The organism is Chitinophaga sp. SVR4-12A (assembly GCF_056754765.1).
In genome coordinates, this window is record NZ_JBPGWP010000001.1 from 6,401,845 (window position 1) to 6,416,062 (window position 14,218).

General features: G+C 45.0%; 11 protein-coding genes and 2 tRNA genes. 7 read left to right on the plus strand and 6 right to left on the minus strand.

All coding sequences use genetic code 11. The annotated features are described in order from the left end of the window. The first annotated feature begins 100 nt into the window (after window positions 1-100). Entirely contained in the window at window positions 101-1,360 is a 1,260-nt protein-coding gene (locus ACR9Y8_RS25790; protein WP_481216138.1) for an ATP-binding protein, read from the plus strand. 109 nt (window positions 1,361-1,469) lie between these two features. Further along, window positions 1,470-2,789: a hypothetical protein gene (locus tag ACR9Y8_RS25795; protein ID WP_481216139.1), complete on the plus strand. Its 1,320-nt coding sequence runs from the start codon at window positions 1,470-1,472 to the stop codon at window positions 2,787-2,789. Between the two features lie 156 nt (window positions 2,790-2,945). On the opposite strand, the gene ACR9Y8_RS25800 is transcribed toward ACR9Y8_RS25795, so the two are convergent. Further along, window positions 2,946-4,118 carry a hypothetical protein gene (locus ACR9Y8_RS25800; RefSeq protein WP_481216140.1) on the minus strand — a complete coding sequence of 391 codons (1,173 nt, stop codon included), beginning with the start codon at window positions 4,116-4,118 and terminating at the stop codon, window positions 2,946-2,948. A 440-nt stretch (window positions 4,119-4,558) separates the two neighbouring features. On the opposite strand from ACR9Y8_RS25800, the gene ACR9Y8_RS25805 reads away from it, so the two are divergent. After that, window positions 4,559-6,148: a reverse transcriptase domain-containing protein gene (locus ACR9Y8_RS25805; RefSeq protein WP_481216141.1), complete on the plus strand. Its 1,590-nt coding sequence runs from the start codon at window positions 4,559-4,561 to the stop codon at window positions 6,146-6,148. A gap of 148 nt (window positions 6,149-6,296) precedes the next feature. On the opposite strand, the gene ACR9Y8_RS25810 is transcribed toward ACR9Y8_RS25805, so the two are convergent. From ACR9Y8_RS25810 to ACR9Y8_RS25825, 4 genes are all read right to left on the minus strand, one after another. Next, window positions 6,297-6,382, minus strand: a tRNA-Leu gene (locus tag ACR9Y8_RS25810). Between the two features lie 88 nt (window positions 6,383-6,470). Beyond that, a tRNA-Gly gene (locus ACR9Y8_RS25815) sits at window positions 6,471-6,543 on the minus strand. Between the two features lie 206 nt (window positions 6,544-6,749). Then, complete coding sequence (locus tag ACR9Y8_RS25820; protein ID WP_481216142.1) at window positions 6,750-7,346, minus strand: transporter; 597 nt, start codon at window positions 7,344-7,346, stop codon at window positions 6,750-6,752. 140 nt (window positions 7,347-7,486) lie between these two features. After that, window positions 7,487-8,419, minus strand: a complete 933-nt coding sequence (locus ACR9Y8_RS25825) for an AraC family transcriptional regulator (protein WP_481216143.1) — start codon at window positions 8,417-8,419, stop codon at window positions 7,487-7,489. Window positions 8,420-8,518: 99 nt separating this feature from the next. On the opposite strand from ACR9Y8_RS25825, the gene ACR9Y8_RS25830 reads away from it, so the two are divergent. Genes ACR9Y8_RS25830 through ACR9Y8_RS25840 form a run of 3 tightly spaced genes read left to right on the plus strand, consistent with a single transcriptional unit; the run spans window position 8,519 to window position 11,953 of the window. Next, complete coding sequence (locus ACR9Y8_RS25830) at window positions 8,519-9,922, plus strand: sensor histidine kinase (RefSeq protein ID WP_481216144.1); 1,404 nt, start codon at window positions 8,519-8,521, stop codon at window positions 9,920-9,922. 56 nt (window positions 9,923-9,978) lie between these two features. Further along, window positions 9,979-11,667, plus strand: a complete 1,689-nt coding sequence (locus ACR9Y8_RS25835) for an FAD-dependent oxidoreductase (protein ID WP_481216145.1) — start codon at window positions 9,979-9,981, stop codon at window positions 11,665-11,667. Window positions 11,668-11,677: 10 nt separating this feature from the next. After that, window positions 11,678-11,953 (plus strand): UBP-type zinc finger domain-containing protein, encoded by a 276-nt coding sequence (locus ACR9Y8_RS25840; protein WP_481216146.1) that lies wholly within the window; start codon window positions 11,678-11,680, stop codon window positions 11,951-11,953. 111 nt (window positions 11,954-12,064) lie between these two features. On the opposite strand, the gene ACR9Y8_RS25845 is transcribed toward ACR9Y8_RS25840, so the two are convergent. Next, entirely contained in the window at window positions 12,065-12,928 is an 864-nt protein-coding gene (locus ACR9Y8_RS25845) for a hypothetical protein (protein WP_481216147.1), read from the minus strand. Window positions 12,929-13,065: 137 nt separating this feature from the next. Here ACR9Y8_RS25845 and ACR9Y8_RS25850 point away from each other — a divergent pair, with 137 nt between their 5' ends. After that, the gene (locus tag ACR9Y8_RS25850) at window positions 13,066-14,211 is read left to right on the plus strand and encodes a DUF3667 domain-containing protein (RefSeq protein ID WP_481216148.1); all 1,146 of its coding nucleotides are present in this window, start codon (window positions 13,066-13,068) and stop codon (window positions 14,209-14,211) included. The last annotated feature ends 7 nt before the right edge of the window (window positions 14,212-14,218 follow it).

Here is a 14,218-nt window from a genome sequence, read left to right on the forward strand (position 1 = left end):
TGGCATATTAATGTATTGATAATCAATTAAACAACACCTGTTTTGAAAAAATAAAGAATGACTTCCGAAATACTAAAGGTTATCTTTATTTTTGCAAAACATGAAAACACTCCCTCGTCATATCACCCCGCGCCTCCTGGAAGCTTTAAATGTCAGTCCCGTCGTCTTTCTAAACGGCGCACGGCAGTCCGGCAAAAGTACTCTTGTGCAAAATCTGCGGGATAGGATTGGTAGCAAAGATGATCCAGCCGCTTACGTGTCTTTTGATCGTCCCACTCAAATGGCTGCTGCCGCCTCTGCGCCGGAAAGTTTTTTGTCCGCTTATCAAAACACGCTGATCGTTGATGAAGTGCAAATGGTGCCGGAGCTTTTCCGCGCCTTAAAAGTCGTGGTTGATGAATTGCGATTGCAAAACAGAGCACAGGCAAACGGCCGGTATTTGCTGACGGGGTCTGCGAATATTCTCGCTTTGCCAAAACTATCCGATCCGCTCGTCGGTCGCATGACGGTCCTCACGCTTTACCCCTTTTGCACAGCAGAGGCTTCAAACGGGAAAGGAAATGGATTGGACAGGTTGGTCAACCTGAATTTTGCCAATATAGATGACCGTGGATTGCGTGTGACAGATGCGATGAAACTGGCAACCTTTCCCGAGATTGCCGATAAAAATGCCAGAGAGCGCAGTATTTGGTTTGACGGTTATTTGACCACCATTTTACAACGCGATGTGAAAATGATTGCCGAATTGGAAAAAATAGCCGTCCTGCCGAATTTATTGCGCGTTCTGGCCACACGGGCAGGCAATCTTATCAATGACGCCGACCTGGCCCGTGATATCGGCTTAAATCCCGTTACGTCGAAATTTTACCGGAATATTTTGAAAATGATGTTTCTGAATTTCGATGTGCAGCCCTGGTACCGCAACATCGGCAAACGGCTTGTGAAATCCCCGAAAGGTTATTTGATCGATACGCTGATGTTGTGTCATATGTTGGATTTAGACTTGGATGATATGGAGAAAAATAACCCAGGACTTTTCGGGCATATATTAGAAAATTATGTGGCGACTGAATTGACAAAGCTGTTGACATTTAGCGAGGTCAAAGCGCAGCTTTTGCATTTCAGGACGAGTGACGGCAAAGAAGTTGATTTCGTGTTGGAAAGACCCGACGGCTCCGTGTTCGCTATAGAGATTAAAAAATCCGAATCCGTCAACATTCACGACTTCAAAGGCATTCAAACATTGGCGGAAGCCACGGGTAAAGATTTTATCGGCGGGGTAGTCCTTTACTCCGGTAAGGAAGCCGTGCCTTTTGGCAGAAACCTGTGGGCTGTTCCTTTTCATGTTTTGTGGCAATGACGGCTAAAAAAAACGTCCCCGCAAAAGCAAAGACGACGTTTTCCGTGACGATGCATCAAGTCGCTTCATTGATATCCTATATTTGTTTTTATTCCCAATTAGTACAAAAATGAACGAGATTTTTAATAGCCGTGAAGTGTCAAATTTTATATGGCTTATGGTCGTCATCCTGGCATTGTTGCTTATCCCTACAGTACGTAAGTCAATGTTGAGGGTGGTAAGACAGACATTTGTCAAACAGTTTGTCGTTATCTACTGTTGGATGTTTGCCTATGTGTCTCTGGTGGTTTATATTCTATTTCTTGTCGGCTTGTGGAATACCGGGCAGATAAAAAACACGATCACATGGGTGTTGTTTTCTGGTTTTGGCACACTGTTCAGTATTAATAAAGTAGAAGAACAGAAAGACTACCTTAAGCAAGCTCTCAGAGACATTTTCAAGTTTACAGTGGTTTCTGAGTTTTTTATAGGCTTGTTTACTTTCAACCTCGTTGCAGAGCTTTTCTTTATTCCTGTGGTAGCATTTCTTGTGATGCTGCATGAAGCCGCTAAAATTGATCCGAAAAATGCCCAGGCTGCAGAGTTCCTCAATGTAGTACTTACTCTTTTGGGTTGGGGCCTCTTTATTTATGCCGGATACCATCTGATCGTGGATTTTAAAAAGATCGCCACGATGGCAACTGTTTTTGAGTTTGTAATACCTCTTCTTTTATCACTCTTCTTTCTGCCTTTCATCTACTTCTTGTCTATACTCATGACTTATGAGCGTATTTTTATAGTATTAGTGAATCCAATAAAAGACCCTGTATTGCGTCGCTTTGCCAAAAAACAAGCAGTTATTCATTTCCATTTTCGTACGAAGGATCTGGAGCGTTGGAAAAACAGTATTTTTATTTTTCCTCCATCGTCAAAGCGCGATATTCTTTGTTCCATCAAGAAGTTAAAAGCTATTAAAGAGATTGAGAAAAGCCCGCCAGAAGTTGCAAAAGAAAGAGGATGGTCTCCCTATAAAGCGAAAGACTTTTTATTGAGTGAAGGAATTGAGGCTAGACATTATCAGAACATCTACGATGATGAGTGGTCTGCGATTTCAAACTATGTTGATCTAAAGGACGGAGTTGTTTCCAACAATATCGCATACTATATATCGGGCAACGGCGAAGTCGCCAAAGATTTAAACCTAACCTTAAATATACATTGGCCGGAAGCGGCGATCACGGCCCACGCCAAATTCTCTATCTATGGCGAAGTTTTATATAAGGCCGCTCTAGGACAAGATATGCCAAATACTATGAAAGAAGCATTATTACTTGGGAAATCCCGAACTATTCATGTTGGGAATAAGGTGATTTCTGTCAAAAAAGACCTATGGACCGGGCATAGGCTAGGAGGGTATAGTATCGCCGTGGGGTTTATAGTGAAAGGTTAAATACCTTTTTGCCTTCGATATTATCGCAACCCATTGTCTTTATATTTTTAAATTTTTGTCAGCGATCTGTTCAGCAGTTAACTTTTCAGATGATCATTTCATTTCGACAATTTCGATTGTTGTGATTGTTTCAGCTATTGAGTCGTTGTTATATCGTTAGAGGATCGTTTCTGAATCTGGTAGTTTGGATTCAGGGGTAGCATAGCATAAATTTAGTTCCTGTAGGCTTTGTATGCCATCTAATCTGAAGTTGCGCTGTGCATTTCTAAGCATGCAATGTCCGGTTAAATATATTATTTTCTTCTTTTCTGTCTTTTCGGATTTTTCAATTTCCGTAACATAGAATTCCATCAGCGTACGCATTGATAATTCCCCATGTCGATTTTTGTATTTGATTCTAATGTAACTTTTATTTATGCATGCAGTTTTTATAGATCTAATAAATTCCTCCTGTATAAATTCACTAGTTGCTGCACGAGCGTGACTTTGAATATCGAACTTGGGATGTTCGTTTAAGAATGGAGAATCGAGATAGTTTAAAATGGTATCCGGTAGCATGAGGTATTCAGATGGAATATTGTAAACAAAATCATAGCCGTGCAAGAGGTAAAACCCAGATCGGTATACAATTCTAGTTGGTTTAAGTATAGAGTTTATATTTTCACTAACCAAGTGTACGGCTTTTCCTCCAGTAATCGAATTTTGGATTTGAGTTAGTACCGATTCGTCTATTTCAGGTAATACCTGCAATGCGTCAATAGGTAAAGCTTCAGTGACAATTTTGTCAGTTGATGGGTTAAAGTAAGTACATTTTACAAGTAGGTCGGGGGACAAACGTACTATTTCTTCCTGAGCCTTGGCAGGCCTTTTAGAAATATATTTATCAATATTTGTGATAAGAAGAACGGGAGGAAGGTAAGTTAATAAGGGATGATATAAGGTTTGCGCATTCGATGTATCTTCAATAATAACTGATGATCTTACTTTTTTGAGCTCTAACTCCGCAGTTTTAAGCACTACTTTTGTCCCACGTTGTAAATTATTAATATTTGCGCTTTGAATAGACTTGACAAGTTTAATTTGATCCTCAAAAAACGAAGCGTCCTCAAACTTCCCTGTCGCGCCTGAGTACCACAGACAAGTATATTTGTATGCCACTTCTTTTTCGGGGGCTTGAAATTTTTGTTGGTCTGTCTTAAAGATTTCATTCACAACCATTAATGGGGGCAGGTGTCCATTTTCGCCACTAACGACAATGGAGGTTAGGTTCTCAAGGTAAGGGTGAGTTTTATAAGTAACGACGTCGCCTATTTGGAATAAGTTGTTCATTACAGAAAAGTAATGTTTTTTCCGTACTTTTGAAGCCGTCTTGTGACTTGAGGATTATGGACATCTAGTTTGTAGGCACTAAATTCTTTCTGAATAGGATCTATAAGGAAAGTTTTACTTTTAGGTTGAAACAGACCTGAATGGTAGAGAATTGCAATGAATGTGCCTTAAATCCGACCTTAGGGTCTTCACCAGTTCCCAGATGGTACACAGTACCAGGGAGCAGGTCACCCAAACTAGGTGCGGGTAGAAGCCATTCATGCAGTGCTCGAAGGTACGAAATATTAGTTGAATCAGTAGTGTCGTCATAGATGTTATTGCTTTAATCTGTATCACTGCCTTTGCATTGAACGAACAGCGTGACTCATATTTTGGGTGCTGCCTTCCGTTAAGGGTATGTTCATTAATGAATCCGTTACGCCAGGTCACAAGATTTTTTTATGCTTGATAATCCCCAAAGAAATAGGCCATCGTGGTTGAAAAGTAGAGGGTATCTTCACATTACCCCAAAGATTGACCTACAAAAAAGAACTAAAGAGTTTCTTTCAAAGGTTACGAATGAGAATTTCGTTGCCAATCATGCGTTTTTTCCTCTGATACATTCAGTTATAAAGGAACGGAAATACAAGAAAGTACCAGATAAATCTGGAAGAAGAGCACATTCTTACAAAGAGAGGGGAAAGCACAAAAGGTCAGAGAAGGTTCGCCCATTACACTATAGTACCCACATAGATGCATTGATTTTCGGCTATTATTCTTCCCTGCTTTTAGAAAGATATGAAAAGGCCATTGAGAATATTTCCGGCCTGTCAAGCTGTATTATTGCCTATAGAAAAATCCCAATTGATTTAAATGATCCTTTAAGTAAAGGAAAAAGCACAATTCATTTTGCTTTTGAAGCATTCAATGAAATTAAAAAAAGGGCTTCAACGGAGGATTGCGCAGTTTTAATGTTCGATATTAAGAGTTTCTTTAATGAGCTAAATCATGATATACTAAAAAGGGCATGGTGCAATTTAATGGGGGTTCAAAGATTGAATAGTGCTCATTTTAAAGTATTTAAGGCGGCTACTGATTTTAGATATATTTTGAAGGATGAACTTAGACTAAAAGGAAAAAAAGGGGAACAAGGTAAAAGACTTGGCTTTGATGAAAGAAAACTTCATGGGATAAGGAAGAAGTTTGGAGTTGAGGCGTTTTTCGAATCCCCGGAGGATTTTAGAAATGCATTAAAGAGTGGAATGTTTAAAGTATATAAGCATCCATTCAAAAAGAAAAAGAAGTTGGTAGGCATACCACAAGGTCTTCCAATCAGTTCTGTACTTGCCAATTTATATTTATTCAATTTTGATAAAGATATTCTTCACGAAATTGTGGTTCGACGGGGAGGATACTATAGGCGTTATTCTGATGATATAATGGTGATATGTAAGCCTAATGAAGTTGAAGAAGTTAAAAAATATGTTAGAACGCAGATCGAACAATCCAATTTGGAAATTAGCGAAAGTAAAACTGAGGTTTATCTTTTCAAACATTTCCAAATCGGCGCCAAGAAAAATAGGTTAGTTTCAATTTTATGTACAGAACTCAAGTCAATTATTAACAAACATTTGACCTATTTGGGATTTGAATTTACAGGAGAGAAAATTCTGTTGAAGTCCTCAAATGTTGCTCGATTCAATCGAAAAATTATCTATACGGTAAAAAAGGCGGCAAGGAGAGCAAAACGAATAGCCGAAGCGGATAGACAGCCAGAACCTATAGTCTATAAGGGGCGGCTCCTACGCATAATAAAGCAACAGGATAGGGCAGACTCGACGCCGGTTACCAGAAGGAAATTTTTAGTTAAGAACAAAGAAGGTGAGTTTGAGTTTAAGTTCAAAGAGATGGATAGGAAGAAACATTCCAATTACTTGGGATATGCCCAGAGGGCCAGGTGGATTACTGGAAATAACTCAATAATTGAACAAATACAGAAAAGAAAACGAATTTTTTACCAGGCGCTTGAGCGACACTTTAAGGGTAGGTAACCTCTGCAAAACACTATAGAGCATCCTGGAATCATTGCCTTTTAGATTGTTTCTTAAACATGCTCATTTATAAAGTAAGCGGCCTGCAAACTCCCAAAACAATAAAGGCTGCCATTCGACAGCCTTTATAAAATAATTGATAACCTCGTACCCGGGACGGGGGTCGAACCCGTACAGCCATTGCTGGCCACAGGATTTTAAGTCCTGCGTGTCTACCGATTCCACCACCCGGGTGAACCATCAGAATAACTAAAGATAATTAATCTGAAAGAACTTTAAACAAAAATTCCAAACCACTTGCGCAGTTTGGAATCTCCATCTGAGCGGAAGACCGGGCTCGAACCGGCCACCCCGACCTTGGCAAGGTCGTGCTCTACCAAATGAGCTACTTCCGCAGAGTGTTTAAGAACTGTTTCTTTTTTCGTTTGGGATTGCAAAGATAGGTATTGTTTTGAATTTGCCAATTTTTTCTTTCCAATTTTCTAAAAAAATTTCTCATCCATTAACGCATCAGTCCCAACACCTTAAAGCAGATCCAATAAAAAGCCCCGGTGAACCATCACCGGGGCCGTCATTAGTATTCCTTAACCTAGTTTTTAACTTATTTTCCAAAACCGTAAGCCACTCTCAGGCCCAGGAAATTGCTGGATTTTCCGCCGTCATTGAATTTGGAATAGCTCTCAAATTTAACGCCTGCATCCAGGTAGCTGCCATTACCCAGCGGGAACAGGTAACCCACCTGCGGAGAATAAGCAAATACAGCAGACTTGTCAGAACCAATATCGCTCTTGTTGCCAACAAACGCAGCGCCAGCCTGACTCTGTACGTAGAAATTACCTACCGGGTAGTATTTCAAACCAGCTTTTACGGGAATAATCTGCAGGTCATTGGTAGTGAAACCAGCGATATCCTTAGCAAAAAAGTTGGTATATCCGGCATTCAAAGTAACATACAGGTCCCTTTTCAGGATAGCATATTCACCCTGTACAGAACCGCCGATAGACCAGTCAAATGCATCTTTGAAATCGCCTAAAGGAAGGTTAGCTTCGGGGCCTACACTGATCAGGAAACGGGGCCTTTCAGTAGCAACGGCAGCCTTGGCGGGAGTGCCGTTATCTGTGCTCTGTGCCTGGGTTGTCAGCGCAAAAGCAGTTAAAAGAGCTAATCCTACAATACCTGTCTTAATTGTCTTTTTCATCTTCTATTGTTTTAAATTCTTACGAAACGATTATAATTTATTGCAGCTTTTATTCTTTGTTTGACGAGGCAAAGTTAGAGCACATGTTTACACCGGTAAAGGCCAATTTGGAGGATATTAGAACCAATTTTCCGGAACGGCTAACAACTCGCCACCCTCGTATACTCCGACGGATTAATCCCTGCAAAATGCTTGAAGAACCTGCTGAAATGCGAGCTCGTATCAAAGTTCAGCTTATCCGCCACCTCCTTCACACTGTACTGCGAAGTACCGAGCAGGTACTGCGCCTCCAGGAATATTCTCTTATGAATGATCATTAATGCATTCTCGCCCGTTTCCTGTTTCACCTGCTCACTCAGATGCTTCGCCGATACATGCAGCATCTCCGCATACTGCTGCACCGAATGCATGGCCACGAAATGTTCTTCCACCAGTTTCTTAAATTGCGTCACCAGCTGAGACTTGCGCCCCCCTGGCCTTACAGGCTGCTGCTGCGCTTTTTCATGCGAGCGGTTCACCTCGAACAACAGCTCCACTATCAGCAGCCGTACCATCTGCAGATAAAAAGGATTAGCCTGCCGGTACTCCCGTTCTATCTTTTCAAACAGTTCCTTGATTACCGCAAACTCCTGCTCATCCAGGTGATAGATAGGCGCATGCTCTCCCGGCTGGTCCAGCAGGTTTTCCAGAATATGCTCCTTGATAAAGCTCTCCGCAATAAATTCTTTCCTGAACAAAGCCATGTACAGTAACAGATCGTCTGATGCGTTTTCGAAGGAATGAAAATCCCGGGGAGATACGATGTGGATAGAATGGGGAACTACTTCAAATGTATGCGGGCCTACGGTCTTCAAACAATTTCCCTGTATGCACAGGATCACTGCAAAATGGTCCGTTTTAATAGGAGGGCCGTTCTTAAGGCCTCCTTCGTTGCTAAGAATGGCAAAGTGATCTTGTTCCAGTAACTCGCCATACTTGTCTATACCGAAATGTTGGGCCGCCTTCGGTGCCGCGGTGGATAGATAATACTTGATCGTATCGGAAATATCCATTCTAAGTGCTTCCTTACTCATGTCTGATGATCCTTAAATCCGGGACAAATTTAAGCAACTTTGAATTAAGACTCCCTACCCAAAAATGGTTACCTTTATTTGGTTAAGTACCTTTATTCCATGCAAACAGTTACAGCAGAGTGGCTCCATACTATAGAAGCCTTAAAGGAAGTTCCGGCCAGCCAGCTTCAATGGATGATAGATAACAGCGATCATTACGAAATGCCCGCCGGCGAATTGCTCTTTCAGCCCGGCCAGCCTATCACCGGAACGCATATCCTCGTTAGCGGCAGGTTAAAGGCCTACCAGGTTCAACAGAAAGAAGCCCGTGAGCTGGCCGTATGGGGACCTAAAAGCATCCTCGGGTACCTGCCCTTCTCCCGTGGCAAAGCGGCGATAGCTTTCGGCGAAGTCAGGGAAGATGCCCAGCTCATGACCCTGCCCATCAAAAAGATAGATGAGCTCATCCGCACCCATTTTGAGCTTACCCAGGCCCTGGTGCATATCATGACCAACCGCGTACGCGAGTTTACCTCCTTCCAGCTGCAGAACGAAAAAATGGCGGCGCTTGGAAAGTTGTCTGCCGGACTGGCGCATGAGCTGAACAATCCTGCCGCCGCCGTTGTACGCGGCGCTGTATCTTTAAAACAGCACCTGCAGATGATGCCTGAAACCTTCAAAAAGGTAATGGCTATCCGCATGAAGCCGGAAGAAGTGGATACCGTAAACGGGAAACTGTTCAACATCCTGAACCAGCCGAAAGGTCCCGCCCTTTCCATGATGCAGCGTTCAGACAGGGAAGATGACCTGGTGGACTGGCTCGATGATCATAAGATAGAGAACAGCGCAGAACTGGCAGAGAACCTGGTCGACTTCGGCTTTACCATCGATCTGCTCAACGATTTCAAGAAAGACATTCCCGATGCTGATCTGTCGCCCGTTTTTAACTGGATCAACAGCAACCTGGTCACAGAAAAAATGGTCACCGATATTGAGGAGGCTTCCAAACGGATCGCTACACTCGTAGGCTCCGTAAAAACCTTCACGCATATGGACCAGGGGCACGACCGCCAGCTGACAGACATTCACAGCGGTATACAGAACACGCTCAACATCCTGCAATACCGCCTGCGCAAAGGCAACGTCGAACTGCAGCAGCATTTTGATCAGAGCCTTCCGCAGCTGAAAGTTTGCATCGGGGAAATGAACCAGGTATGGACAAACCTCATCGATAATGCCCTCGACGCCATGGAGCCTGCCAAAAAAGGCATACTCGAAATCCGGACGGAACGCGATCACGATTGTGTACTGGTATCCGTTATCGACAACGGCCCCGGCATCCCGCCCGAAATGATCAGCAGGGTATTCGATCCCTTCTTCACCACCAAAGAGATCGGTAAAGGCACCGGCCTTGGCCTCGATATCGTCTGCCAGATCGTGAAACAGCACAAGGGCAACGTAAAGGTGACCTCAGAACCGGGTAATACCCGCTTCACCGTCACACTGCCCATGAACGGTAATTAGACCGGGTTGCGTCAACCTAATAATTGTATATTTAAACTTTTTAAACAGGCGGATATATGTCAACTCAGGCCGCAGATAATAATATGGATCTACCTTTAATTCTCTGTATAGACGATGATGCACAGGTACTACGCGCCATCGTCCGTGATCTTAAGACCCAGTATCGCGATAGCTACAAAATCATCAGCACCACCGTTGTCAACGAAGCGCTTGACAGCCTCCTGGAGCTGAAGAATAAAGGAGAGACCATCGCTATGTTTATCTCCGATCAACGCATGCCCGAAATGGAAGGCGTCGACTTCCTGGAAAAGACCAAACAGTTCTACCCGGAAGCCAGGCGCGTGCTGCTCACCGCCTACTCGGATACAGACGCCGCTATCAGGGCGATTAATGCCGTACAGCTGGACTATTACCTGGTAAAGCCCTGGGGCCCGCCGGAAGAAAAGCTGTACCCGGTGATTGACGACCTGCTTGAAGACTGGCAACACATCTACCAGCCTGCATTCAAAGGCATCAAGGTAGTAGGCTACCAGTTCTCCCAGCGTTCCCATGCCATCAAAGACTTCCTGGCAGGTAACCTCATTCCTTACCAGTGGCTGGATATACAAACGATGGAAGATGGCAGGCGCCTCCTGGAACTGAATGGCCTGGACCAGAAAGACCTCCCCGTTGTATTCTTTGAAGATGGCTCCCACCTGGTAGACCCCTCCATTATGGACATCGCCGGTAAAGTAGGCCTTAACCCGCATACCAAGCTTGATGTATATGATGTGGTGATCATTGGCGCAGGCCCTGCTGGCCTTGCAGCCGGTGTATACGGCGCCTCTGAAGGATTGAAGACGTTGTTGATAGAAAGGCGCGCACCCGGCGGACAAGCAGGTACCAGTTCCCGGATCGAGAACTACCTCGGCTTCCCTACGGGTTTGAGCGGGGCAGAGCTTACCCGCCGCGCTATCGCACAGGCTACCCGCCTGGGCACGGAATTTATCACGCCCCAATCCGTAAAGGAGATCCGCCAGAAAGACGGCTACAAGAAGATCATCCTGGAAGATGATACCGAAGTGAATACCCGCAGCGTGATCATCACCACGGGCGTGGATTACCGCAAGCTGGATACCAAAGGCGTGGCCGACTTTACAGGGGCAGGCATCTATTACGGTGCCGCCATGACCGAAGCCACCGCCTGCAAGGATAAGGAAGTGTTTATAGTAGGAGGGGGCAACTCCGCCGGACAAGCAGCTATGTACCTTTCCAAGTTCGCTAAGAATGTATATATACTGATCCGCAAGGATGATCTTAGCAGCACCATGTCGGCCTACCTCATAGACCAGATCAAAGCTACGCCCAATATCCGGGTACGGCCGAAGACCGAAGTGGCAGAAGCCCTGGGCTCCGACCGCCTGGAACACCTGGTGATATCAGACCTGGAGACCAAAACCAACACCACCGAAACGGCAGATGCCCTCTATATTTTTATCGGGGCCAAACCCTTCACGGAATGGATCCAGCTGGATATTATCCGCGACGAAAAAGGCTTTATCGAAACCGGCCGCCAGCTTAAAACCTACGACCAGTTCGGTAAAATATGGAAACAGCCGCGCGATCCCTACCTGCTGGAAACCAGCTGTCCGGGCGTTTTTGCCGCAGGCGACGTTCGCGCCGGGGCCATGAACCGTGTTGCTGCAGCAGTGGGAGAGGGCTCAATGGCCATCAGCTTTGTACATAAGTATTTGGCAGAAGTTTAAATAGCACACCATGGAAGAGCAACTCTGTAAACACCTTCAGGACATCCGGGAAGTAAAATTACCTGACGAAAATGAGCATGTCTGCGAAGAATGTATCAAGCACAACGGCCGATGGGTGCACCTGCGTACCTGCCAGACCTGTGGTGTGACCCTCTGCTGCGACGCTTCGCCCGCACAGCACATGACACAACATTACCACGAAACCGGCCACCCCGTAGTAGCTTCCGCAGAACCGGGCGAGCAATGGCTCTGGTGTTACCGCGACCAAAAATTTGCTGAATACTAACTAAGTAAAAAAGAAAAAATTAAAAAGAAAAGCTGTAGTACCCGAAATACAAAGGTGATATCCGTTTCTCCGAACATCACCTTTGTATTTTTCCTTTTAATTTTTTCTTTTTTACTTTTGAACAAATTGGTATTTGTACCTAACAATCCCCAGCATCTCCTTCTGCTTGTTATAGCATTCTTCCTTCAGCGGCAGCCCTTTGGCGTCGTACTGGTATTTCCAGGTGATATAATCAGACGTCTCCGCATTCACCGTGGTCATTTGCGATAAGCGCTGTTGCGCGTCGTATTCCAGCATATAATCAGGTAACATCCGTTTAGCGGCGGGATGATAACGCAGTACATCCGTTAGCTGTCCCTGGCTGTTATAGTTGTAATAAATACGGGGGCTCCGCAGGTTCTTTCCATATTCCTGTTCTTCGGTCACCCGTCCCTGGGCGTCCGTTTTGAACAGTACGGTGGTAGAATCAGCGCCCATGCTTTTCTTATGGATCATGCTGGCCAGGTGCCCTTTGTCGTCATACTGGTAGTTGCGCGACTCGGTGATCCTGTACTTCTGCCCGCTCACCTGCGAGAGGGAAAGGGTCTGGATATCCGTAATCCGCCCGGCACTGTCATAACGGTATTGGATAGTGGTAATGCTGCTCTCCGTACTGTCCACCGTCTTGGTCAGCAGCCCCTTGGCCGAAAAAGTGGAGGTCATGACAGACAGCCCGGTAGACCGCGACTGGGTAATAGAGCGCATCTGGCGGTAAGTGGGGCTGAGCACCCGCTCACACTTAAAGTCATTATCGGTATCCATATTGGCGTCCAGGCTTTGCACCTCCTGGACCCTCACCTCTTTTTCCTTCAGCAGGGCCAGGTTCTGGCTGGTCTGCCTGGCATTCCAGATATCCTGGTAATAATACTGGGCCATAGACCGGCCGGTGAGTAACAGCAGGCAAGCGCCCAGTAAACAGTACTTTTTAGTATTCATATTACTTTCCGAACATTATAAAAACGTTGCAAAAATACTAACGTTCCTTTCATCTGAAAATTTTTGATATATATACATTTATTATGCTGAAATATTGAATATTCTTTTCCTATTTTTAGGGGCCTAACCTAGCAAATTTGAAAACGCAACCACTGAGGCAGGATAAACACTGCCTGAACTGCGGAACGGAAGTTCCGGAAAGATACTGTACGCACTGCGGCCAGGAGAATGCCGTTCCCCATGAATCTTTTGGCCACCTGGTTAAGCACTTTGTCGGCGATGTGTTGCATTATGACTCCCAGTTCCTGACAACACTGAAGTACCTGCTGTTCAGGCCGGGCCGCCTCACAAAGGAATACCTGGCCGGGAAAAGGGTGTCGTATGTAAACCCCATCAAGCTCTATATCTTCATTTCCTTCGTGTTCTTCCTGGCTTTTGCCACGGTAATGCATAGGGAACATGAGAGCGAGAGCGAAGGACATGAAGAGAAAAAAGGCAGGAAAGAGCACAGGGACGATACTATTCCATCCGTGGCCTCCCTGATCCGTACGGTGCAAGACTCCATCTCTGCCGCCCGTGGCTTAAAGGAAGCGCATCTTGATGCCGACACGGCTGCAGGGAACGATAGCGTGTACCATTACCGCCCGCTCAAAACCGAAGCGGTGACTACCACCACCACTGCCGCTAAAAAAGATACGCCTAAAAAGGATACGCCTAAGAATACCGTTAAGAAAGATACTGCAAAGCATACAGCAACTGCCGCTGAAAAGGAGGATGATGAGTACAGCTCACTGGCTGCCTACGATTCCACCCAAAAGGCCCTGCCGGCCGATCAGAAGGACGGATGGCTGCAACGCTGGATGACCAGGAAAGTGCTTCGTATGGGAGGAGGATATAAGGGAGATGAACTGGAAGAAGCCATCAAGCATAACGCTCCCAAGATGATGTTCGTGCTGCTGCCTTTATTTGCCTTATGGCTGAAGATCCTGTACAGGAAAAGGTTTTATGCAGATCACGCCATTTTTGCCCTGCATGTGCATTGCTTCGCCTTCGTGGTGTTGCTGATCACCCTGCTGTTGGATAATTTGATGCATACCGACCAGTTTACGGGCTGGGGGATCTTCCTGATCTGCATCTATGTGTGGCTGGCGCTGAAGAACACCTATCAGCAGTCCTACCGGCGCTCATTCCTGAAAACATTCCTGTTGCTCACCGGCTATAGCTTCTCATTCCTCTTTGTGTTCGTGTTTTTTGTGGTCTGGCTATTTGCTGTAATTCTGTAAATTTAGT

Excerpts from the sequence above, each read along its gene's own strand:
- ACR9Y8_RS25790 (WP_481216138.1), top strand. The coding sequence starts at position 101 with ATGAAAACACTCCCTCGTCATATCACCCCGCGCCTCCTGGAAGCTTTA.
- ACR9Y8_RS25795 (WP_481216139.1), top strand. The coding sequence starts at position 1,470 with ATGAACGAGATTTTTAATAGCCGTGAAGTGTCAAATTTTATATGGCTT.
- ACR9Y8_RS25800 (WP_481216140.1), bottom strand. The coding sequence starts at position 4,118 with ATGAACAACTTATTCCAAATAGGCGACGTCGTTACTTATAAAACTCAC.
- ACR9Y8_RS25805 (WP_481216141.1), top strand. The coding sequence starts at position 4,559 with ATGCTTGATAATCCCCAAAGAAATAGGCCATCGTGGTTGAAAAGTAGA.
- ACR9Y8_RS25820 (WP_481216142.1), bottom strand. The coding sequence starts at position 7,346 with ATGAAAAAGACAATTAAGACAGGTATTGTAGGATTAGCTCTTTTAACT.
- ACR9Y8_RS25825 (WP_481216143.1), bottom strand. The coding sequence starts at position 8,419 with ATGAGTAAGGAAGCACTTAGAATGGATATTTCCGATACGATCAAGTAT.
- ACR9Y8_RS25830 (WP_481216144.1), top strand. The coding sequence starts at position 8,519 with ATGCAAACAGTTACAGCAGAGTGGCTCCATACTATAGAAGCCTTAAAG.
- ACR9Y8_RS25835 (WP_481216145.1), top strand. The coding sequence starts at position 9,979 with ATGTCAACTCAGGCCGCAGATAATAATATGGATCTACCTTTAATTCTC.
- ACR9Y8_RS25840 (WP_481216146.1), top strand. The coding sequence starts at position 11,678 with ATGGAAGAGCAACTCTGTAAACACCTTCAGGACATCCGGGAAGTAAAA.
- ACR9Y8_RS25845 (WP_481216147.1), bottom strand. The coding sequence starts at position 12,928 with ATGAATACTAAAAAGTACTGTTTACTGGGCGCTTGCCTGCTGTTACTC.